23 protein-coding genes and 1 pseudogene are annotated in these 20,127 nt (G+C 47.5%); 19 read left to right on the top strand and 5 right to left on the bottom strand.

All coding sequences use genetic code 11. The features are described from left to right. Positions 1 to 11 precede the first annotated feature (11 nt). Complete coding sequence (locus ACTHTQ_RS09400; RefSeq protein ID WP_420915677.1) at positions 12 to 134, top strand: IS3 family transposase; 123 nt, start codon at positions 12 to 14, stop codon at positions 132 to 134. Positions 135 to 208: 74 nt separating this feature from the next. On the opposite strand, the gene ACTHTQ_RS09395 is transcribed toward ACTHTQ_RS09400, so the two are convergent. Further along, a complete protein-coding gene (locus ACTHTQ_RS09395; protein ID WP_070630538.1) occupies positions 209 to 1,339 on the bottom strand; it encodes a PilT/PilU family type 4a pilus ATPase in 1,131 nt (376 codons plus the stop codon). Positions 1,340 to 1,542: 203 nt separating this feature from the next. On the opposite strand from ACTHTQ_RS09395, the gene ACTHTQ_RS09390 reads away from it, so the two are divergent. The 3 genes from ACTHTQ_RS09390 to lepB all read left to right on the top strand — a co-directional run bounded on the left by ACTHTQ_RS09390 (position 1,543) and on the right by lepB (position 5,189). Beyond that, a complete protein-coding gene (locus ACTHTQ_RS09390) occupies positions 1,543 to 2,244 on the top strand; it encodes a 5'-methylthioadenosine/adenosylhomocysteine nucleosidase (protein WP_440363754.1) in 702 nt (233 codons plus the stop codon). 132 nt (positions 2,245 to 2,376) lie between these two features. After that, a complete protein-coding gene (gene lepA, locus ACTHTQ_RS09385) occupies positions 2,377 to 4,170 on the top strand; it encodes a translation elongation factor 4 (RefSeq protein ID WP_049351467.1) in 1,794 nt (597 codons plus the stop codon). Further along, on the top strand, positions 4,170 to 5,189 hold the full coding sequence (gene lepB, locus ACTHTQ_RS09380) for a signal peptidase I (protein WP_049336502.1): 1,020 nt from the start codon (positions 4,170 to 4,172) through the stop codon (positions 5,187 to 5,189). The genes lepA and lepB overlap by 1 nt, the downstream gene beginning before the upstream one ends. Before the next feature lie 53 nt (positions 5,190 to 5,242). Here lepB and ACTHTQ_RS09375 read toward each other — a convergent pair whose 3' ends face one another. Next, complete coding sequence (locus tag ACTHTQ_RS09375) at positions 5,243 to 6,121, bottom strand: DMT family transporter (RefSeq protein WP_049336504.1); 879 nt, start codon at positions 6,119 to 6,121, stop codon at positions 5,243 to 5,245. A 238-nt stretch (positions 6,122 to 6,359) separates the two neighbouring features. On the opposite strand from ACTHTQ_RS09375, the gene ACTHTQ_RS09370 reads away from it, so the two are divergent. The 12 genes from ACTHTQ_RS09370 (at position 6,360) to greB (ending at position 15,946) form a co-directional block, all read left to right on the top strand. Beyond that, positions 6,360 to 6,899 (top strand): gamma carbonic anhydrase family protein, encoded by a 540-nt coding sequence (locus ACTHTQ_RS09370; RefSeq protein ID WP_049350611.1) that lies wholly within the window; start codon positions 6,360 to 6,362, stop codon positions 6,897 to 6,899. A gap of 14 nt (positions 6,900 to 6,913) precedes the next feature. Then, positions 6,914 to 7,513, top strand: a complete 600-nt coding sequence (locus tag ACTHTQ_RS09365) for a Maf family protein (RefSeq protein WP_440363753.1) — start codon at positions 6,914 to 6,916, stop codon at positions 7,511 to 7,513. A gap of 88 nt (positions 7,514 to 7,601) precedes the next feature. Further along, a complete protein-coding gene (gene rsmA / locus ACTHTQ_RS09360) occupies positions 7,602 to 8,381 on the top strand; it encodes a 16S rRNA (adenine(1518)-N(6)/adenine(1519)-N(6))-dimethyltransferase RsmA (protein WP_440363752.1) in 780 nt (259 codons plus the stop codon). A 15-nt stretch (positions 8,382 to 8,396) separates the two neighbouring features. Further along, a complete protein-coding gene (locus ACTHTQ_RS09355) occupies positions 8,397 to 9,062 on the top strand; it encodes a sel1 repeat family protein (protein WP_440363751.1) in 666 nt (221 codons plus the stop codon). A 2-nt stretch (positions 9,063 to 9,064) separates the two neighbouring features. Next, positions 9,065 to 9,793, top strand: a complete 729-nt coding sequence (locus ACTHTQ_RS09350) for an amino acid ABC transporter ATP-binding protein (protein WP_003747231.1) — start codon at positions 9,065 to 9,067, stop codon at positions 9,791 to 9,793. A gap of 63 nt (positions 9,794 to 9,856) precedes the next feature. Beyond that, positions 9,857 to 10,216 carry a hypothetical protein gene (locus ACTHTQ_RS09345; protein WP_003747228.1) on the top strand — a complete coding sequence of 120 codons (360 nt, stop codon included), beginning with the start codon at positions 9,857 to 9,859 and terminating at the stop codon, positions 10,214 to 10,216. A 4-nt stretch (positions 10,217 to 10,220) separates the two neighbouring features. Then, positions 10,221 to 10,673 carry a protein YgfX gene (locus ACTHTQ_RS09340; RefSeq protein ID WP_440363750.1) on the top strand — a complete coding sequence of 151 codons (453 nt, stop codon included), beginning with the start codon at positions 10,221 to 10,223 and terminating at the stop codon, positions 10,671 to 10,673. Positions 10,674 to 10,711: 38 nt separating this feature from the next. Beyond that, entirely contained in the window at positions 10,712 to 11,995 is a 1,284-nt protein-coding gene (gene folC, locus ACTHTQ_RS09335) for a bifunctional tetrahydrofolate synthase/dihydrofolate synthase (protein WP_440363749.1), read from the top strand. Between the two features lie 13 nt (positions 11,996 to 12,008). After that, entirely contained in the window at positions 12,009 to 13,157 is a 1,149-nt protein-coding gene (gene ftsN, locus ACTHTQ_RS09330) for a cell division protein FtsN (protein ID WP_440363748.1), read from the top strand. Next, entirely contained in the window at positions 13,150 to 13,683 is a 534-nt protein-coding gene (locus tag ACTHTQ_RS09325; RefSeq protein WP_440363747.1) for a CvpA family protein, read from the top strand. Before ftsN ends, ACTHTQ_RS09325 begins: the two co-directional genes overlap by 8 nt. Positions 13,684 to 13,835: 152 nt before the next feature. Then, complete coding sequence (gene purF, locus ACTHTQ_RS09320) at positions 13,836 to 15,380, top strand: amidophosphoribosyltransferase (RefSeq protein WP_440363746.1); 1,545 nt, start codon at positions 13,836 to 13,838, stop codon at positions 15,378 to 15,380. 74 nt (positions 15,381 to 15,454) lie between these two features. Continuing rightward, positions 15,455 to 15,946 (top strand): transcription elongation factor GreB, encoded by a 492-nt coding sequence (gene greB, locus ACTHTQ_RS09315; RefSeq protein WP_003685038.1) that lies wholly within the window; start codon positions 15,455 to 15,457, stop codon positions 15,944 to 15,946. Between the two features lie 79 nt (positions 15,947 to 16,025). Here greB and plsY read toward each other — a convergent pair whose 3' ends face one another. Beyond that, the gene (plsY, locus tag ACTHTQ_RS09310; protein WP_070631302.1) at positions 16,026 to 16,637 is read right to left on the bottom strand and encodes a glycerol-3-phosphate 1-O-acyltransferase PlsY; all 612 of its coding nucleotides are present in this window, start codon (positions 16,635 to 16,637) and stop codon (positions 16,026 to 16,028) included. 58 nt (positions 16,638 to 16,695) lie between these two features. On the opposite strand from plsY, the gene folB reads away from it, so the two are divergent. From folB to ACTHTQ_RS09295, 3 genes and pseudogenes are all read left to right on the top strand, one after another. After that, entirely contained in the window at positions 16,696 to 17,046 is a 351-nt protein-coding gene (gene folB / locus ACTHTQ_RS09305; RefSeq protein ID WP_440363745.1) for a dihydroneopterin aldolase, read from the top strand. Between the two features lie 46 nt (positions 17,047 to 17,092). Continuing rightward, a pseudogene (locus tag ACTHTQ_RS09300) lies at positions 17,093 to 17,740 on the top strand (nuclease-related domain-containing protein). Between the two features lie 85 nt (positions 17,741 to 17,825). Next, entirely contained in the window at positions 17,826 to 18,362 is a 537-nt protein-coding gene (locus ACTHTQ_RS09295; protein ID WP_440363744.1) for an NUDIX hydrolase, read from the top strand. A 130-nt stretch (positions 18,363 to 18,492) separates the two neighbouring features. Here the strand turns inward: ACTHTQ_RS09295 and ACTHTQ_RS09290 are convergent, their stop codons facing one another. After that, positions 18,493 to 19,131 (bottom strand): alpha/beta hydrolase, encoded by a 639-nt coding sequence (locus ACTHTQ_RS09290; protein ID WP_440363743.1) that lies wholly within the window; start codon positions 19,129 to 19,131, stop codon positions 18,493 to 18,495. A gap of 41 nt (positions 19,132 to 19,172) precedes the next feature. Beyond that, positions 19,173 to 19,967, bottom strand: a complete 795-nt coding sequence (locus ACTHTQ_RS09285) for a polyamine aminopropyltransferase (RefSeq protein ID WP_003685283.1) — start codon at positions 19,965 to 19,967, stop codon at positions 19,173 to 19,175. Positions 19,968 to 20,127: the final 160 nt, after the last annotated feature.

Raw genomic sequence — 20,127 nt, 5'->3', positions numbered from 1 at the left:
GTGAATTGACGGTGGACGAATTGATGAAGCAGATAGATGACTATATGGATTACTACAACCGGGAGCGTTGCAGTTTGAAATTGAAAAAGCTGAGTCCTGTCGCATACAGAACCCAGCTTGCACAGAGTGCCTGAATAGGCTTTTATGAGTGTCCAAGATTTGGGGGCCAGTTCAGATTTCAGACGGCCTTTTTTATGCTTTGAAGACGTTAAATCAATTCTAAATCCGGACCGGCATTTTGCGCACGACGGCTTCGTAATTGAATGTCTAGGCGCAAGTCATGGGGGGAGTCGGCATTTTTAATAGCGTCTTTATAGCTGATATCGCCGTTTTCATACAAATCATACAAGGCTTGGTCAAAAGTGATCATGCCCATGCCGGTTGATTTTTTCATCATTTCTTTGATGTTGTGGACTTCGCCTTTTTGAATCAAGTCGGCAATAATCGGCGAATTGAGCAAAACTTCGACCGCCGCCACACGACCCCGTCCGCTTTCACGGGGAATCAGTCTTTGTGAAATAAAGGCTTGCAGGTTGAGCGACAAGTCTGTCAGCAACTGGGTACGGCGCTCTTCGGGGAAGAAGTTGATGATGCGGTCGAGTGCTTGGTTGGTATTGTTGGCATGTAGTGTCGCCATACACAAATGGCCGGTTTCCGCGAAGGAAATAGCGTAGTCCATGGTCTCGCGGTCGCGGATTTCGCCAATCAAGATAACATCCGGTGCTTGGCGCAGGGTGTTTTTCAGCGCAATCGGCCAATTTTCGGTATCTACGCCGATTTCTCGTTGGGTGATGATGCAGTTTTTGTGTTGGTGGATAAACTCAATCGGGTCTTCGATGGTGATAATGTGGTCGAAGCTGTTTTCGTTTCGATAGTCGATAAGGGAGGCGAGAGAAGTGGACTTGCCCGAACCTGTACCACCGACAAAAATAATCAGGCCGCGTTTTCTGAGGGCGATGTCTTTCAGAATAGGGGGCAGATTGAGCGTTTCAAATTTCGGGATATTGCTGGTAATGGAGCGGAACACTAAAGCTGTTGCACCGCGTTGAACCATGGCATTGACACGGAAGCGACTGGTATCGGGCAGGCTGATGGCGAAGTTGCATTCGTTGGTGGAAGAAAATTCTTCGATTTGTTTGGAAGACATAATCGAAAAAGCGATTTCCATACATTTTTCAGCACTCAACGGCTCATCACTCAGTCGCGTAATTTTGCCGTCCACTTTCATGGCCGGCGGGAAATTGGTGGTAATGAAAAGGTCGGAGCCTTTGTATGTGTTCATATGGTGTAGCCAAGCGAACAATTCTTCTTTTGCACCCGGAGTATTTTCGTCAAACATAAGAATTCAGATAGTTAATATTAAGTTATTTCATTGAGAATAATTATAACAGAAGCAACCATTATTTGCTGTTTGCCAGCTCGAGCGTCAATCTATTTTAAATTGAGTGTCGTTCTGGGAATATAGCAGATTTTTCAGTATCCCTGTGATTTTAAATTCTGCTGTTATAATGTTGCCCGATTAGTGAATGGAAAGGTAACGAGATGTCAGTACAAACAATTGCCGTGGTCGGCGCAATGGAGCAGGAAATCGAGCTTTTGCGTGAAAGCATGGCTAATGTCAAGCATGTGTCCTTCGGTAAATTCTCGGCGTATGAAGGCGAGTTGGCAGGAAAACGCATGGTATTGGTTTTAAGCGGTATCGGTAAGGTTAATGCAGCGGTTTCGACTTCTTGGGTCATTCATCAGTTTGCACCGGATTGCATCATCAATACCGGCAGTGCAGGAGGTTTGGGCAAAGGATTGAAGGTCGGCGATGTGGTCATCGGCGAAACTGTGGCGCATCACGATGTTGACGTAACGGCTTTTGGTTATGTTTGGGGGCAAGTACCGCAACTTCCTGCTGCGTTTGCATCGGATGAGAACTTGATTCGCCAAGCAGAAAAGGCGGCGCAAGTGTTTGAAGGTGCGGCTGTAACGCAAGGCTTGATTGTTAGTGGCGACCGTTTTGTGCACAGCAGCGAAGGTGTCGCGGAAATCCGCAGCCATTTCCCTGAGGTCAAAGCAGTGGAAATGGAAGCTGCGGCGATTGCGCAGACTTGTCACCAGTTGGAAGTGCCGTTTGTGATTATTCGCGCCGTATCCGATTCGGCAGATGAGAAAGCGGACATCAGATTTGAAGAGTTTTTGAAAACAGCGGCCGTCAGCTCTGCGAAGATGGTGACTGAGATTGTCAAATCGCTATAAAATCATGCAGAAACGTTGAATTTCCGTTAGAATACGGAACGATTCAACCTTATTCTAAGGCCGTCTGAAAACCGAATCCCTGTTTTTTCAGACGGCCTTTCCGACTTTAATTGCATTTATCTTAATAACAATATGAAAAACATACGGAATTTCTCCATCATTGCCCACATCGACCACGGCAAATCGACGCTTGCCGACCGCTTCATCCAATACTGCGGCGGCCTGGATTTGCGCGAAATGAGTACGCAGGTACTCGATTCCATGGACATCGAAAAAGAGCGTGGCATTACTATTAAAGCGCAAACCGCCGCACTTAACTATAAAGCGCGCGATGGGCAGGTGTATCAGCTCAATCTGATTGATACTCCGGGACACGTCGACTTCTCTTATGAAGTATCCCGTTCACTGTCGGCTTGCGAAGGCGCGCTTTTGGTGGTCGATGCGTCCCAAGGTGTAGAAGCGCAAACCGTGGCGAATTGCTATACCGCTATTGATTTGGGCGTGGAAGTTGTGCCTGTTTTGAACAAAATCGACTTGCCTGCCGCAGAACCCGAGCGCGTGGAGCAGGAAATTGAAGACATTATCGGCATCGATGCGGTCGGCGCGGTTCAATGTTCTGCCAAAAGCGGTATTGGTGTGGAAGATGTTTTGGAAGAAATCGTTGCCAAAATCCCTGCGCCGACCGGTGATGAAAATGCGCCGTTGCAAGCGGTTATTGTCGATTCGTGGTTTGACAACTACGTCGGCGTGGTCATGCTGATTCGAGTGAAAAACGGCACCATCAAGCTGAAAGACAAAGTGCGCTTTATGAGCACCAAGGCGGAAACGCAGGTTGAGCAGCTGGGCGTATTTACGCCGAAATCGGTTCAAAAACAAGAACTGAAAGCCGGCGAAGTAGGCTTTTTGATTACCGGCGTAAAAGAATTGGGTCAGGCGAAAGTCGGTGATACGGTTACCTTGGTTGCCAACCCTGCTTCTGAGCCGCTGCCCGGCTTCCAAGAAGTGCAAAGTCAGGTATTCGCGGGTCTCTACCCCGTAGAAAGCCACGACTACGAAGCCTTGCGTGACGCTTTGGAAAAATTGCAGCTGAACGATGCTTCGTTGAAATTTGAGCCTGAAGTTTCCCAAGCATTGGGCTTCGGCTTCCGTTGCGGCTTCTTGGGTCTGTTGCACTTGGAAATCGTGCAGGAACGTTTGGAACGCGAGTTCGACATGGACTTGATTACCACTGCGCCAACGGTGGTTTATGAAGTTGTGTTGAAAAACGGCGAGAAAATCGAAGTTGAAAACCCGTCCAAACTGCCTGAAATCAGCACCATCGAAACCATTCTTGAGCCGATTATCACTGCGACCATCCTCGTGCCACAGGAATATGTCGGCAACGTCATGACTCTGTGTAACCAAAAGCGCGGCGTTCAGGTCAATATGCAATACATGGGCCGTCAAGTCATGCTGACTTATGATTTGCCGATGAACGAAGTCGTAATGGACTTCTTCGACAAACTCAAATCTACTTCGCGCGGCTATGCTTCGTTGGACTACCATTTCAAAGAGTTCCAACCGTCTGATTTGATTAAGCTCGACATCATGGTCAACGGCGAAAAAGTCGATGCCCTGAGCCTGATTGTCCACCGTCAAAGCGCCGTTCACCGTGGTCGTGAGCTGGCAGCAAAAATGCGCGAACTGATTCCGCGCCAGATGTTTGATATTGCCGTACAGGCCGCTATCGGCAGCCAGATTATCGCCCGTGAGAACGTCAAAGCCCTGCGTAAAAACGTTTTGGCGAAATGTTACGGCGGCGATATTACGCGTAAGAAAAAACTTCTTGAAAAACAAAAAGCAGGTAAGCGCCGCATGAAACAAGTGGGCAATGTGGAAATCCCGCAAAGCGCGTTCTTGGCGATTCTGCAAGTGAGTGATAAATAATGAGTATAAATCTGACTTTAGGCGCAATCGTTGTACTGCTGGCCGGCTTGGTCCTCAACTTCAAAAGCAGTAAAGAGCGCCAGGAAAACGGCGAATGGAGCTCCGGCTTGCAATGGAGTTATCTCTTGTGCATGGTCGGCGTATTCGGAATTTTGTCCGAATTTATGAGCTTTACCGCCGTATTGCTGGTGTTTGTCGTGTTCACCGGTATTGTTTGGGCAATCCATAAAGGCCGTCTGAAAAAAAGCGAAACCGGCGAAGACAATGCACATTTTACCGACTACATGGGCGGCTTTTTTCCTATCATCTTGGTTATCTTTGTATTGCGTAGCTTTATTGCTGAGCCGTTCCAAATTCCGTCCAGTTCCATGCGTCCGGGCTTGGTCAAAGGCGATTTTATCTTGGTAAACAAATTTTCTTACGGTATCCGCCTGCCGATTTTGAATAAGGTCATTATCCCTGTCGGCAATATTGCCCGAGGCGATGTCGTGGTGTTCAATTACCCACTTCAGCCTGAGATGAATTACATCAAACGTATCGTCGGTATTCCGGGTGATGTTGTGGAATATCGTGATAAGGTTTTGACTGTTAACGGTGAAATTATTCCCGAAAAACCAAACGGCAATTATCAATACGCAGATGATACCGATCCGTCTATGATTCATACGCTTGAGCGTTTTCAGACGGCCTTGAACGGCAAAAACTTTGATGTGGTCAAAGAAGCCGGTCAGCCTTCCGTATCCATTGCCGTATTGAACAAATACACCTCCGAAGTAATGCCTGAAAGCAATTACTCGCTTGAAACGAGCGGTTTGGAAAATTGTGAGTACGCAGAAGACGGCAATGGCTTTATTTGTAAAGTTCCCGAAGGCCGTTATTTCGCGATGGGCGACAACCGCGACAACAGCGCCGATTCTCGTTACTGGGGATTTGTCGATGACAAGTTGATTGTCGGTAAAGCCTTCTTTGTTTGGATGAACTTTGGCGAACTCAGCCGTATCGGTACCAGTATTAAATAAGCAATAACAGATGAAAAGGCCGTCTGAAATTTTTCAGACGGCCTTTTTGGTATCTATTTTTTGTCTTTTAACGAACCTAAATAAATCGCCAATAAAGTCAAAGTAGCGCCGCTCCATTGGACGGCGTTAATCGGTTTATCTAGCCAGAAATAATCGATCAACATGGCGGCAACTGGTTCGGAGAGCAGTAGTAGGCCGGTCAGTGACAAGGATAAAAGCGGGATGGCGTAAGCAATCAATGCCCAAGCAAAGCATTGCATAACGATGCCGTAGATGGAGACTAGAATCACATCGTTTAAAGTTTTGGGGTAAAGATGGGCGGCATCGAATAGCAGAGATGGGATGACCAGCGCCATTGCGCCGCCAAAGCTTAAAATCATCATCAGTGGAAACAAACCGACTTTTTCCTGTTCATGGGTTTTGCGTACGAAAACCATAGACAGGGCCAGCATAGCACCGGACACTACGCCGCTGACAAATCCCCATGCGGCATTGTTGTTATGACCGAATTCTGGGCTGCCGATTAAGGCTACGCCTATGGTAGCCAATATCAAACTTAAAATTTGCAGGGCGCTTAGACGTTCCGAATAAAAGAAGAAGCCGATGGCGGCTAAAAAGAAAATCTGCAGGCTGTTGAGCAAGGTGGAAATGCCGGGGCCTACGGCGTGAATGCTTTCATGCCACAGAGCGAGGTCGAATGCGAGGAAAACGCCGGATAAGACTGCGTAGCCAACTGTTTTTCTTTTCGTGGGCATTTTTTGTCTGAAAAAACGCCCGAGCAGGAAGAATATAGGGGCGGCGATCAGCAAGCGCCAGAATGCGATGGCGTAAGAGCCGACATCGACAAATTTGACGATCAAACTGCCCAAGCCGAAGACGACGCAGCCGACGACTAGCAGGGGCGCTGCATAATTTCCTGAACGTGTGTTCATCGGCTTCTCCAAGAATTAAATGAAGACGATTATTCCATAAAAGACAGATGAGGCGTTAATGATAAATAGTGGTAAGCCAAGATAAAGGGTTTATGATGAAAGGCCGTCTGAAAACTGTTTCAGACGGCCTTTTGATGATTTTCTGGCTTGATTTCGTATTGTTGTAGTATAAAATCGTTTTACGCCGTGTTTTCAGACGGCCTGATCAGTTTTGGTTTTGAGAAAAGGATTATTGGAAATGGCAAACCCTATTCGTGCGTTTTTGGATTATGTGCCGTCGGTTGATGAGTCTTGTTTTGTAGATGAGACTTCGGTAGTGATTGGCGAAGTGTCGCTGGCGGAAGATGTATCGATTTGGCCTTATGCTGTATTGCGCGGCGATGTGAACAGTATCTCTATCGGTAAGCGCAGCAATGTGCAGGATGGCAGCGTTTTGCATGTGTCGCATAAGAATGCGGCGAAGCCTGACGGTTCGCCCCTGATTATCGGCGATGATGTGACGATTGGGCATAAGGTCATGCTGCATGGCTGCCGAATTGGAAATCGTGTTTTGGTGGGCATGGGTTCAATTATTTTGGACGATACGGTTGTCGAAGATGATGTGATGATAGGCGCGGGCAGTTTGGTGCCGCCGCGCAAGCGATTGGAAAGCGGTTTTTTATACGTCGGCTCGCCTGTGAAACAAGTGCGTCCGCTGACTGATGAGGAAAAGGAATTTTTGACGTATTCCTCTGCGCATTATGTCCGCCTGTCCGGCCAGCATAAAATTTCAAAATAAGGAAAACCAATACAATGAACGCAATTTATCTGGCTTCGGGCAGTCCGCGCCGTCGTGAGATTTTGGAAAATTTGGGTTTCACAGTACGCCGCCTTCCTGCGGATATTGATGAAACCCCTAAAGAAGGCGAAGCTGCAGTAGAGTATGTGCGCCGTATGGCCTGTGAGAAAAATGAGGCGGCGGTGGCTCAATGGTTTACTGCTCATGATCAAGAGCCTGAGTTTGCTGTATTGACGGCGGATACGACGGTGGCGGATGGTGCGGTTATTTTAGGTAAACCGGAATCCGAGGCGGATGCGGTCGATATGCTGGAACGTTTGTCCGGACGGACGCATCAAGTACTGACGGCTGTATGTGTTTACTGGCAAGGCGTGCGCCATGATGTGGTGCAGGCGAGTGAAGTGCGTTTTAAAACGTTGGCGGCTGAGGAGATTGCAGCCTATGTTGCCAGCGGTGAGCCGATGGATAAAGCTGGTGCGTATGGGATTCAGGGCTTGGGTGGCGTATTTGTCGAGCATTTGCAGGGCAGTTTTACGGGCGTGATGGGTTTGCCGGTTTATGAGACCGCGCAATTACTGAAATCGTTGGGTTTGAAAGCACCGCCGTTTGCTTAAAATTAGGCAAATGCCGTCTGAAAGCGTGCCGACAAAAACGCCTGTTTCAGTTACAATACTGCCTTAAACAGCTTGTTTGAAGAAAGATATGAAAGAACATAAGGCCCGGAAACGCTTCGGGCAGAATTTTTTGCAGGATACGCGGATTATTAGCGATATTGTCAACGCGGTCAGACCGCAGCCTGACGATATCGTGATCGAAATCGGCCCGGGCTTGGCTGCCATTACCGAGCCTTTGGCGAAGAAACTCAATCGCCTGCATGTTTGCGAAATCGACCGAGACATCGTACGCCGTCTGAAAACCTTGCCGTTTGCAGATAAATTGGTGATACACGAAGGCGACGTATTACAGTTTGATTTCAACAGCATTGAAGGCAAGAAAAAAATTGTCGGCAACCTGCCGTACAATATTTCTACGCCGCTTTTGTTTCGATTGAGCGAAGTGGCAGACGATGTGATCGATATGCACTTTATGCTGCAAAAAGAAGTGGTCGAACGTATGGTGGCTCAGCCGAAAACCAATGACTATGGCCGTCTGGGCGTAATGCTGCAATATTTCTTCGATATGGAAATGTTGATTGAGGTGCCGCCCGAGTCCTTTGATCCTGCTCCGAAAGTGGATTCGGCCGTGGTGCGCATGATTCCGGTGAAACACCGCATCGGCAAAGCGGAAGATTTCGAACATTTTGCCAAACTGGTGAAACTGGCTTTCCATCAACGCCGCAAAACCATACGCAATAATTTGAAGGAACTTGTCGGCGATGATGATTTGCAGGCAGTCGGCATCAATCCGCAGGACAGGGCAGAACACATTGCCGCTGAGAAATATGTGGAATTGAGCAATTATCTGGTTCAAAAGGCCGTCTGAAAGGTTGGGAACGGAATGTTGAAAAAATATGTCTGGTGTGGGCTGGCTGTACTTATTACCGGTACGGCATTTGCATTAGGCACCGGCGGAGAAGAAAACCTGCGGCGCAAAGCAAAAGCCGGCGATGCTGAAGCGCAATATCTGCTGGCCATGCAGTTGGAAATGACAACAGATCCTGTAAACCTCAAAGAAAGCGAGTTTTACTATTGGCTGAAAAAAGCCGCAGAAAACGGCGAGGGAGCGGCACAAGACTTACTTGATGATATTGAAGCCGAATATGATAAAACAGCTTTAGAAGACGAACTTGCGCCTAACGGTTCACAAAAATTGATGAATGAAGTGTTCAAACTGGAAAATCAGAAGCAGAAAAATTATCCGCTGATCAAAGAAAAATTATTTAAAGCGGCAGCTTTGAGCAACTACGCAGCTTTAGCAGATACCGCATGGCTGTTTGGAAATCGGGACAATGCGCAGAAATACGGCGTTCCCTTCCATCCTCTGAAAGCCTGCATCCTGTCGGTATATACCAACAACCGTTATGGCGACTTGAACAAAGATGCATTGGATATATTGTGTCGCGACATTTATACCAAGGACAACAGTGAGAAAATCGAGCATTACGCCAAACAGATTAAAAACAGGCCGTCCAAAATCTGGTCAATTTTAGAGAATGTCAAATAAACATGATTAAATTCAAAAACGTACACAAACATTTTAAAGATTTGCACGTTATCAACGGCGTGAATCTGGAAGTCAAACAAGGCGAAGTGGTCGTTGTATGCGGCCCTTCAGGCAGTGGCAAATCTACGCTGATTCGTACGGTAAACCAACTCGAGCGCATTGAAAGCGGCGAGATTTGGGTGGACGGCATCAATGTTGCCGATCCGAAAACCGATTTGAACAAAGTGCGCGAAGAAGTGGGCTTTGTGTTCCAAGGCTTCAATCTGTATCCGCATTTGACTGTCTTGGAAAATATTATTCTTTCTCCGATGAAAGTGAAAAACCAAAGCCGTGAAGAGGCGGAAAAGAAAGCGATGGAGCTTTTGGAGCGTGTCGGCTTGGCACATAAAAAAGACGCGCTGCCCGGTCAGCTTTCCGGCGGTCAGCAGCAGCGTGTGGCGATTGCACGAGGTTTGGCGATGGAGCCACGCGTGATGTTGTTTGACGAGCCGACTTCCGCGCTTGACCCTGAAATGGTCGGCGAGGTATTGAAAGTAATGAAAGACTTGGCGGAAAGCGGCATGACCATGATGTGTGTGACCCATGAAATGGGTTTTGCGCGCGAAGTCGCCGACCGTGTGATTTTTGTCGATAAAGGCCAGATTCTGGAAGATGAAACGCCGGAAGAATTTTTTACCAATCCGAAACACGAGCGTGCCAAACAATTCCTGCAACAGGTGATGACACATTAAACTCGGGCCGTCTGAAATTTCAGACGGCATGATCGGTTTGAATGATTTTGAAAGTTGAAAATAATGTATTTTGTTGACCGTACTGCTGTTGTGCTGAAGCCGACCGCCCGTTTTTTGGAATGGCTGAAATCCGCCGATGAAAATATGCCCGACCTGACCGTCGAGCAACTGCGCACCAACTGCTCCGTATTCCTTGTGCCGCAATTTGACGAACCCGAATCCGTCATTTCTTATTTTGACGAACGCTACCAGCAGATTTTTGAAGCTGAATTGGCCGGCTGGGACATCGATAAAAGTAAATGGCCGCAAGACATGAGCTTGAAGGCTTTTTGGGAATTTTTCGATACCGAAATCCACGATATGGTTTTGGATATGGAAGAGGCGGAGTTGAACATTACGCCTGTTTTCGACAATATGATGTAAAGCCGTGCGAAGTTTTCAGACGGCCTTAAAGCCCTCGCGTTCTTTGAAAATTCTGATTGTCTTCTTACACCTTTTGGCGTTGACCTTATGTCTCGCCGAGTTTTACGGCTGGATGATGTGGCTGGGTTTGGCGGCATTGGCCGGCAGTTTTGCCTATGCGTGGCGCAGCGTTAATTTTCATGCTCAAAATACAGTCAGAAAAATCATCATCGACCGCCAATACCGTGCGACGGTTTACTTGAATGGTGAGGAAGAGGGAAGAAGCGCAGTTTTGCAAGACAGCAGTATGTTGACGGTTTATGCTTTGTTTCTGCAATGGAATGTTGACGGAAAAATGAATAAACATTGCATCTTGCCCGATATGGCCGACCGCGATGCCTACCGCCGTCTGAAAGTGTGGGCGCGCTGGTGCCGTGAAAAAGAAGACAAAGCAGAACTTGCGGCAGATATGGATTAAACGGCTGTTTCAGACGGCCTTTTGAAGCGATAAATACAATGAAAACATTACAAGACTGGCTTTCTCATTTGGAGACTGCCCATAGTTCCGGCCTTATCGATATGGGTTTGGAACGCGTGGGAGAAGTGAAAAAACGCATGAATTTGGTGCCGCAATGTCCTGTCGTCGTGGTGGCGGGTACCAATGGCAAAGGCTCCGTATGTGCCTATTTGTCGCATATTTATAAAGAAGCCGGTTTTAAAGTCGGTACGCTGACCAGTCCTCATCTTCTGCGTTACAACGAACGAATCGCCATCAACACTCAGCCGGTTTCAGATGAATTGATTGTTTCCTCATTTGAGCGGATCGAAGCGGCGCGCGGCGAAATTTCTCTGACGTATTTTGAGTTTAATGCTTTGGCGGCCGTCGATATTTTCATGCATGAAAATGTGGACGTTATGATTTTGGAAGTCGGTTTGGGCGGACGATTGGATGCTGTGAACGTATTCGATGGCGACTGCTCGGTTGTTACCAGCGTGGATTTGGATCATCAGGCATTTTTGGGTGATACTGTCGAGCAGGTCGGTTTTGAGAAAGCCGGAGTGTTCCGTAGCGGCAAACCTGCTGTATGCGGTCAGAATCCTGCTCCTAAATCATTGGTCAAACACGCAGAAGAAATTGGCGCAAAATTGTTGATGGTTCAGCGAGATTTTGATTTTGCATCAATGGAAAGCGTACAGTGGAACTACCGCTTCCATCCGCAATCTTCAGACGGCCAAAGCCGTAACCGCAATTCCTTGCCGTTTCCTGCTTTGCGCGGTGCCTATCAGTTGTCCAATGCAGCGTGTGCATTGACGGTGTTGGAATGTTTGAACGAACAATTGCCGGTTGATATCGGCGCGATTAAACGTGGTTTGCTGTTGGTTGAGAATCCTGGCCGTTTCCAAGTTTTGCCCGGCCGTCCGCTGGTGGTTTTGGATGTCGGCCACAATCCGCACGCAGCCCGTGCTTTGCGCCGCAGCCTGATTAACCTTGCCTTTGCCCAAAAACGTACCGCCGTATTCAGTATGTTGTCCGACAAAGATATTGATGGCGTGCTGGAAATCGTTAAAGACCAGTTTGACGAGTGGAATATCGCGCCTTTAGATGTGCCGCGCGGCATGACGGTGGAGGCTTTGCAAGATAAACTGGCTGAACACGGTATCGATAATGTAAATGTTTTTGAAACTGTCGCTGCTGCCTACCGTGCTGCTTTGGCTAAAGCAACCGAAAATGATAGAATCGTTGTTTTCGGCTCATTCCATACTGTTGCCGATGTAATGGCTGTTTTGAAAGAACACTAACGAGGAAATTATCATGTCCGACAATAAACAAAAAGAAACTCCAAACGGATACGATTTAGACGGTTACGAACGACTGAAACGTCGCAACCGCCGTCGCTTGGTCTTGGCCTCCGGCTTGGTGGTGGCATCGGGTATGCTGTTCGGTCTGGCGCTGACTTCCGGCGACGATAAAAATTCACCGTTTAAAGAAGCGCCTGTCGGTCAGAGCCAAGTCAAAACGGCTGATGAGCCGAGCAAGGCCGTTGTTTTAGAGCCGAATAAAGAAGATGTCGCTGCTGCTGAGGAGGCTGCCCGCCATGCGGATGCCGAAGCATCAAATAAACCGCAAAATGCAGGCGACGAAGAAGACAATGCGCCGGTTGAAGTATTGAAGCCAAACCGTGAATCTGCTCCTGAAGATGTCGGCGAGCCGTTGGTTTTGATCAACGATACTTTGGATGACGGCAATATTAAAGGCTTGGAAGAGTCCGAACGTATTCAACGTGCCGAGGCTGCCAAACGTGAAGCCGCGGAGCGCCGCGCCGAAGAACGCCGCCAACGTCAGGCTGAACAACGTGCTGCTGCAGCCCGTAAAACACAAGCCCAACAGGAAGCTGCTGAGAAAGAAAACGCATTGGCAGCTAAAAAACGCGCACTTCAAGCGCGTGCTGAAAAAGCAGAGCGTGAAGCCGCTGCCGAACGCAATAAATTGGCACAATTGGAAAAGGCAGAGAAAGCCATTGCCGAGCGTAAATCTGCCAAAAACAGCAAAGACAGCGTAAAAGACAAGGCCGAGCCTGCTAAGAAAGCAGAAGCCAAAGTTGAAAAACCAAAAAATGAAAAGGCTAAACCAGAAACGGCCAAAGCAGAAAAAGCCGATAAGGTAAAAACTGCCGAGAAGCCGTCTGAAAAAGCCAAACCTAAAGCTGAAAAAGAAACAGCAGAAGCCAAGCCTGCGAAAAAAGCCGCTATTCAGGCTGGCTATGCTGAAAAAGAACGCGCGCAAAGCCTGCAACGTAAAATGAAAGCCGCAGGTATCGATTCGACCATTACTGAAGTCATGACCGATAAAGGTAAGGTGTATCGCGTGAAATCAGCCAGTTATAAAAATGCACGCGATGCAGAGCGCGATTTGAACAAATTGCGTGTACATGGCATTGCCGGTCAGGTGACCAGTGAGTAATCTGCCTGTTGCCGATTTGTTGGCGGCCGCCGTCATCGTCATCTGCATCATTATCTCGTTGACACGGGGTATTATTGCCGAAGCAGGGGCGATGGTGGCGTGGGTGGTATCGTTTATTGCGGCCAGAACGCTAGCCATGCCATTTGCCGATGTAGTCTTTAAATCGGTTGAACCGCATTCCTTGGCGGTTGCGATGGGCTTTGCCGCTGTGTTTTTTCTAGCATGGCTGTTGCAGAAACTGGCACGATCGCTGTTAAGCAGTTTGATGTCTACCGTTGGTTTGGGAGGCATCAACCGTTTGCTTGGCGGCGTATTCGGTGCAGTGAAAGGTGTGATTTTGGTGACACTGGCAGTGATGGTTTTTTCACACACTGATTTGCCGAAAACGGAAGAGTGGCAAAGTTCGTACACAATTCCGTATTTTGAATCACTTGCCGATGCTGCGATGCCTTATTTGCCTGGAAAAGATACCGCAATGCCGCATCTTTCGGGTAAAGCAGCTGAAGTTGAAGAATTGGATGATTGAGTTTGACGGATTCAGACGGCCTATGGGTCGTCTGAGTCCGTTTTTATTTGCGTAAATTTGACATCATATTGTCAACAATTTGAGCAAACTCATCTAAATTATTTTATAATGACAGCTTACCCATTTAATCTTCAAACTCGGAGAAGCACGATATGTGTGGTGTATTAGGTTTGGTTAGTCATGAGCCGGTCAATCAGATGTTGTATGATGGTTTGCAGATGTTGCAACACCGTGGTCAGGACGCAGCAGGTATTGTTACTGCCGAAGGCAATATATTTCATATGCACAAGGGCAAAGGCATGGTGCGCGAAGTGTTCCGTACCCGTAATATGCGCGACTTGATCGGTAATGCCGGCATCGCGCACGTCCGCTATCCGACTGCAGGTAATGCGGGCAGCAGCGCAGAGGCTCAGCCGTTTTATGTCAGCTCCCCATTCGGCATTGTTTTGGCACACAATGGTAATCTGACCAATACCGAAGAGCTATATGAAAACGTATGCAACAAACACCTGCGCCACGTTAATACCAGCTCCGATTCTGAAGTCCTACTCAATGTATTCGCGCACGAATTACGCCGCGAAGTCTCTAAAAATACAGCCCCTTATCAACTTACCATCGACAATATTTTCAACGCCGTTTCCGAAGTACACCGCATAGTGCGCGGCGCATACGGTGTCGTAGCCATGATTGCCGGATATGGCATGGTTGCCTTCCGCGATCCTCACGGTATCCGTCCGTTGGTATTGGGTTCGCAAACCGATGAATCCGGTAAAAAATCGTATGCCGTTGCCTCTGAATCAGTTGCTTTCAACGCACTTGCCTATGACTTGGAACGCGATATTCAGCCGGGTGAAGCCGTGTTTGTCAGCTTTGACGGTTCAATCGTGTCGCGTCAATGCAGCGATAAAGTCAAACTCAGCCCTTGTCTCTTTGAATACGTCTATTTCGCGCGTCCCGACTCCGTCATCGACGGTGTATCCATCTATCAGGCGCGTCTGGATATGGGCGTTTCTTTGGCGGAAAAAATCAAGCGTGAGTTGCCCGTCGATGATATCGATGTCGTGATGCCGATTCCTGATACCAGCCGACCCAGTGCGATGGAACTTGCCGTTCATCTCGAAAAACCATATCGCGAAGGTCTGATTAAAAACCGCTATATCGGCCGCACCTTCATCATGCCCGGACAAGCAACGCGTAAAAAATCAGTACGCCAAAAACTCAGCCCGATGGAAACTGAGTTTAACGGCAAAAGCGTTTTGTTGGTGGATGATTCCATCGTGCGCGGTACGACCAGCCGTGAAATCGTTGAAATGGTACGCGCGGCAGGTGCGCGCAAAGTCTACATTGCTTCCGCTGCTCCCGAAGTGCGCTATCCGAATGTGTACGGTATCGATATGCCGACCCGTGAAGAACTGATTGCAAACGGCCGCAGCGCAGTAGAAATCTCGGCTGAGATTGGCGCGGACGGCATCGTCTTCCAAAACTTAGAAGACCTGGAAGCAGTAGTCAAAGCACTCAATCCAAAAATCGAATCCTTTGATTCTTCATGCTTCAACGGTGTTTATCAAACCGGTGATATTGACGAAGCGTATCTAAACCGTCTCTCTACCGAAAAATCAGGTTGTGGCGGCTTGAAGGTACATCCAAGCAAAATGGAACACAGCATCAGTATCAGCGATAGCGATGATGAAGAATAAAGTAAATTGACTTACAATAAAGGCCGTCTGAAAATTAATGTTCAGACGGCCTTTAATTATGTTTTAGACACATTATGAGTACCGAAACCAAAAATTACATCACACCTACCGGTTGGCAGGCACTGAAAGACGAACTTTATCATCTGGTCAACAAAGAACGCCCGGAAATCGTCCAAATCGTTAACTGGGCGGCAAGCAATGGCGACCGCAGCGAAAATGGCGATTATCTTTACGGTAAACGCCGTATGCGCGAAATCGACCGCCGTATCCGTTTCCTAACCAAACGCTTGGAAGCTGCAGTCGTCGTCGACCCCGAAGCGCGTGAAGCCACGGACCAGATTTTTTTCAGCGCCACCGTTGGCTTACTACGCGGAGACGGTCGTGAACAAACCGTCAAAATCGTCGGCGTAGATGAAATCGATACCGCTAAAAACAAAATTTCATGGATTTCCCCTTTGGCACGCAGCCTGATTAAAGCGCGCGAAGGCGATGAAGTTGTCTTGGATACACCGGAAGGACGTGAGGTTATAGAGATTCTGTCGGTGGAATATATTAAGATTGACTGATTATGCGTGAATAAAAACTACAAAAGGCCGTCTGAAAAATATACTTTCAGACGGCCTTTTATTGATTGTATCTACGTTTTTAAGATTTTCCGGCTTTATCTCCGATTTTGCTTTCTTTGCCTTGAATCAGGTTTTTAATATTGCTTTTATGGCGGTACAACACCAATGCGGCAATGAATACGGTTGCCCATGCCCAAGAGGCGTGCGGCATCATGAAGAAGGCGAAGATGGGTGCGCAGACGGTGGCGACCAGTGCGGCGAGTGAGGAGACTTTGAAACCGAATGCCATGACCAGCCAAATCAAGGCGCAGAGTAGGGCGGTTGCAGGAGAGAGGGCGAGTAAGACGCCCAATGCGGTGGCTACGCCTTTGCCGCCTTTAAAATTGAAAAATATTGGCCACATATGGCCGACCAATGCGGCGATGGCAACCAGTGCTATCGTTGCATCAGACAAATTTAAAGCATCTTGCAGACAGCGCGCCAAGATGACGGCAACCAAGCCTTTTACTGCATCGCCGAGCAAAGTCAGTGCGGCTGCTTTTTTCTTACCGCTGCGCAAGACGTTGGTGGCACCGGGGTTGCCGGAACCGTAAGTGCGCGGATCGTCCATGCCGTAATATTTTGATACGATGACGGCAAAAGACAGGGAGCCGATAAGATAGGCGGCAATAATGGCGAGTACATTGAACATTTTGGGTGCTTTACTTAAAATGGGAACGGTTATTCTATCAAAAAAAACGGACAGGCAAATGGATAAAATCTTTTTGTACGGCATGAAGGCCGATACTTTAATCGGCGTATATGATTGGGAGCGCGAGCGTAAACAGACTTTGATTTTGGATTTGGAAATCAGTGTTCCCGAGCGTACCGGCACGAGCGACGATATCGGCGACACCATTCATTATGGCGAAGTATGCGAAGTTGTACGCCGCAGCCTTGCCGAACAGGATTTTTTACTGCTGGAAACTTTGGTGGAATATATCGCCCAATTAATTTTAAATGATTTTGGTGCGGCCAAAGTGCGTGTCCGTATTGTGAAGCCTGGTATCTTGCCAGATGTTGCGCAGGTCGGTATTGAGATTGAACGTACTCGGGAATAAACCATAAATATATAAATTTTTAGTTTTAAATAAAAAAGAAAACGTCATGATTGAACAAATATTGGGAAGTATGTCAGGTATATTTTGGATTTTTCTGATCATTATTCCTTTGCTTTTATTAAAAGCACTGTTGAAAAATCCTAAAATAAAGGGAAGTATGGGGGAAATAGCAGTTCGTTCTGTAATTGGAAAAAATTTAGATGAGAAAACTTATTCTGAGTTTCACGATTTAATTATTCCATCTTGAGATGGTACGACACAAATTGATCATATTTATGTCTCAATTTTTGGGATATTTGTGATAGAAACTAAAAATTACACAGGTTGGATTTTTGGTAGTGAAAAGCAATCTAAATGGACGCAAATCATCTATAAACAGAAACATTATTTCCAAAACCCGTTGCGTCAGAATTATGCTCATATCAAAGCATTGTCAGAACTATTGCAATTTCCTGAGGAGAAGTTTCATTCAATGGTAGTTTTCTTAGGTGATTGTGAGTTGAAATCGAAAATGCCACCAAATGTTTGCCGTATTAGGCAGGTGGCGGCTTATATTAAGAATTTTCAGACGGCCTTATTGCTTCCTCATGAAGTAGAGGCAATAGTTGCTGTATTGTCTTCAAGTGACTACCAAGCAAATAGTGAAAAGCTGCGAACACATACGGAGCGTTTGCAACAACGACATCAGCGGTAACTATTAGAAAAGGCACCCTCTGAGTTTATTTCTGTAAAATTTCAGACGGTCTTTAATATTTAATAATATGGAAATGAGGTAAAAAATGGATTTGAAAGAAACTAAATTAAGCAGTGAGCTAATCTACGAAGGTTCTTTTGTTACCATCAGCCGCGATCGGGTGCGTCTGCCCAACGGCAACGAAAGTCAACGGGTTGTGATCCGTCATCCGGGTGCTGCGTGTGTATTGGCGGAAACGGAAGACGGTAAAGTTGTTTTGGTACGCCAATGGCGTTATGCCGCCGATCAGGCGACGTTGGAATTGCCGGCGGGTAAATTGGATGTGGCGGACGAAGATCCTGCCGAATGCGCTTTGCGTGAGTTGGCGGAAGAAACACCATATGTCGCCGACAGTGTCAAACTGTTGTACACCTTTTATACTGCAGTCGGTTTTTGTGATGAAAAAATGTATCTCTACCAAGCGCAAGGTGTGCGTTTGGGCAGCGAATTAAGCAATGATGAGGATGAAATTACAGAAACCGTCCTGATGAGCAAGGAAGAGGTGCGCAAAGCATTGGCAAACGATGAAATCAAAGATGGTAAGACTTTGATTGGTTTGCAGTATTGGTTGACTCAGAATTGATATGTTAAGCAGAAAATCCTTGATGGAGTTTTGAATACTTGAGCCTGATATTTAGATAATAAAGGTTTCATACAAACAAGGCCGTCTGAAAAAGCTTTCAGACGGCCTTGTTTGATTTTGTAGCCGGATTTTAGCCTAATAAAGCCGGTGCAAAACGTGTGATCGTATCGCGCAAAACGATAAGTTTGCCATGGAAGAAGTGGGACGAGCCGGCAATGGTGACAACTGGCAGGCCTTGTGGTTCTGCCCAGGTCAGGGCTTTGTTGATTTCAACGACTTCGTCTTCCGCGCCATGAATCATCAATGTTTTGGCGACGTCGGGAACGTCGGATGGTTCCGGGCGATCGGTGTAGTGATGGACGGCTGCGCCCATCAGTAACAACAAATCAGGCGTGCGTTCTTGGGCGGCAAAGGTGGAAACGTAGCCGCCAAATGAGAAACCTGCCAGGGCGAATTGCGGCGCATCAGGATGTTGCGCGCGGGCGTAGTCTATAACGGCAATACAGTCTTGCGTTTCGCCGCGGCCGTAGTCGTGTTCTCCTTCGCTATTGCCTACGCCGCGCAAATTGGGTAGGTAGCAATGGAAGCCGAGTTGGCTGAGGGCTTTGGCAGCGGTTTGGATGACTTTGTTGGTGTTGGTGCCGCCTTGCAAGGGATTGGGGTGGTTGATGACGGCAACGCCGCGGGCGGATTTTTGTGTGCTTGGTAGGTAGATGGTTTCCAGCAAACCGGCCGGGCCGGGAATTTGAATGATGTCGGGTTTGAGCATGAGTGTGTCCTTGTTTGTTTTTTCAGACGGCCTGAAGCGGTTTACAGATAAAAATTCTTGCCGTTGTTTTGATTGTTGGCTTTCAAATCGGCAAGCATCCGTTTGAAGTCCAAGCCGTATTTTTCGCTTAATTTTTCGGCGCGTTTTTTCAGGTTGTCGAGATTTTGTTCTTTGGGGCTGCTTTGGAACGCCATGACCGCTACGTTGCCGTGACTTTCTGCAGGCAGCTCGAGTACGCGGCCGTCAAAGACGTTGAGCAGGCGTTCGACAAAGCGTTGATAACGCTGGTCGCCGCTCCACCAGTTGGTGACAAATACGCCGTCTGGAGAGAGGGCATTGCGGCAGTCTTGGAAGAAAGGCTCTTCCACCAAGGCATCGATAATCTGTTCGCCGTCAAAACCATCTACCAAAATCACATCGGTATTGTGGCGGAACACTTTAATATATTCCGCACCATCCGCCTCGATAATTTCAAAATTTTCGCCTTCGTGCGGCAATTCAAACAGGCTGCGCGCCACGGCGATGACTTGCGGATTGATGTCAATGGCGGTTTGCTTGGTATGGGGCAGATAGCTGTCTATCCAACGGGCAAACGAGCCGCCTCCCAAGCCGATTTGGGTGATGTGTTTGGGCGGAGTTTCTGCAAACAGCAGCCAACCCATCATGGCGCGGCTGTACGACAACACCAGCTCGGACGGATGATCGACATTCATGGAGCTTTGAATGGTATCGCTGCCCAAATGCAGGGAACGGATATTGCCTTCTTCGGAAATGCCGACTTCGGGCAGATGGGATTTGGCCGGACGCAGGCGGCGGTAAGGATGGCGGGGTGGCATGGGTGCAGGCAAAAGATATTAAAGGCGTTATTTTAACAGAAACAATGATGTTTTGCGCTGGGGCGGTTTTCAGACGGCCTTTGTGTGTGTTGGATTGGAAGATAAGATAGGTATTTAATTTTCTTTAAAATCATTGGTTTTTATAATTTCGTGAGTAACT

Source organism: Neisseria sp. P0020.S003 (genome assembly GCF_051957095.1).
Lineage (GTDB): Bacteria > Pseudomonadota > Gammaproteobacteria > Burkholderiales > Neisseriaceae > Neisseria > Neisseria subflava.
Note: the sequence above shows the minus strand (reverse complement) of the source record. Positions and strands in the feature narration are given on the sequence as shown.

Bases quoted from the DNA above. Each gene is read 5' to 3' on its own strand.
- ACTHTQ_RS09285 (WP_003685283.1), bottom strand. From the start codon at position 19,967: ATGCCACCCCGCCATCCTTACCGCCGCCTGCGTCCGGCCAAATCCCAT.
- ACTHTQ_RS09290 (WP_440363743.1), bottom strand. From the start codon at position 19,131: ATGCTCAAACCCGACATCATTCAAATTCCCGGCCCGGCCGGTTTGCTG.
- plsY (WP_070631302.1), bottom strand. From the start codon at position 16,637: ATGTTCAATGTACTCGCCATTATTGCCGCCTATCTTATCGGCTCCCTG.
- ACTHTQ_RS09375 (WP_049336504.1), bottom strand. From the start codon at position 6,121: ATGAACACACGTTCAGGAAATTATGCAGCGCCCCTGCTAGTCGTCGGC.
- lepA (WP_049351467.1), top strand. From the start codon at position 2,377: ATGAAAAACATACGGAATTTCTCCATCATTGCCCACATCGACCACGGC.
- ACTHTQ_RS09350 (WP_003747231.1), top strand. From the start codon at position 9,065: ATGATTAAATTCAAAAACGTACACAAACATTTTAAAGATTTGCACGTT.
- ACTHTQ_RS09370 (WP_049350611.1), top strand. From the start codon at position 6,360: ATGGCAAACCCTATTCGTGCGTTTTTGGATTATGTGCCGTCGGTTGAT.
- folB (WP_440363745.1), top strand. From the start codon at position 16,696: ATGGATAAAATCTTTTTGTACGGCATGAAGGCCGATACTTTAATCGGC.
- folC (WP_440363749.1), top strand. From the start codon at position 10,712: ATGAAAACATTACAAGACTGGCTTTCTCATTTGGAGACTGCCCATAGT.
- ACTHTQ_RS09365 (WP_440363753.1), top strand. From the start codon at position 6,914: ATGAACGCAATTTATCTGGCTTCGGGCAGTCCGCGCCGTCGTGAGATT.
- ACTHTQ_RS09395 (WP_070630538.1), bottom strand. From the start codon at position 1,339: ATGTTTGACGAAAATACTCCGGGTGCAAAAGAAGAATTGTTCGCTTGG.
- greB (WP_003685038.1), top strand. From the start codon at position 15,455: ATGAGTACCGAAACCAAAAATTACATCACACCTACCGGTTGGCAGGCA.
- ACTHTQ_RS09295 (WP_440363744.1), top strand. From the start codon at position 17,826: ATGGATTTGAAAGAAACTAAATTAAGCAGTGAGCTAATCTACGAAGGT.
- ACTHTQ_RS09390 (WP_440363754.1), top strand. From the start codon at position 1,543: ATGTCAGTACAAACAATTGCCGTGGTCGGCGCAATGGAGCAGGAAATC.
- ftsN (WP_440363748.1), top strand. From the start codon at position 12,009: ATGTCCGACAATAAACAAAAAGAAACTCCAAACGGATACGATTTAGAC.
- purF (WP_440363746.1), top strand. From the start codon at position 13,836: ATGTGTGGTGTATTAGGTTTGGTTAGTCATGAGCCGGTCAATCAGATG.
- ACTHTQ_RS09355 (WP_440363751.1), top strand. From the start codon at position 8,397: ATGTTGAAAAAATATGTCTGGTGTGGGCTGGCTGTACTTATTACCGGT.
- rsmA (WP_440363752.1), top strand. From the start codon at position 7,602: ATGAAAGAACATAAGGCCCGGAAACGCTTCGGGCAGAATTTTTTGCAG.
- ACTHTQ_RS09345 (WP_003747228.1), top strand. From the start codon at position 9,857: ATGTATTTTGTTGACCGTACTGCTGTTGTGCTGAAGCCGACCGCCCGT.
- lepB (WP_049336502.1), top strand. From the start codon at position 4,170: ATGAGTATAAATCTGACTTTAGGCGCAATCGTTGTACTGCTGGCCGGC.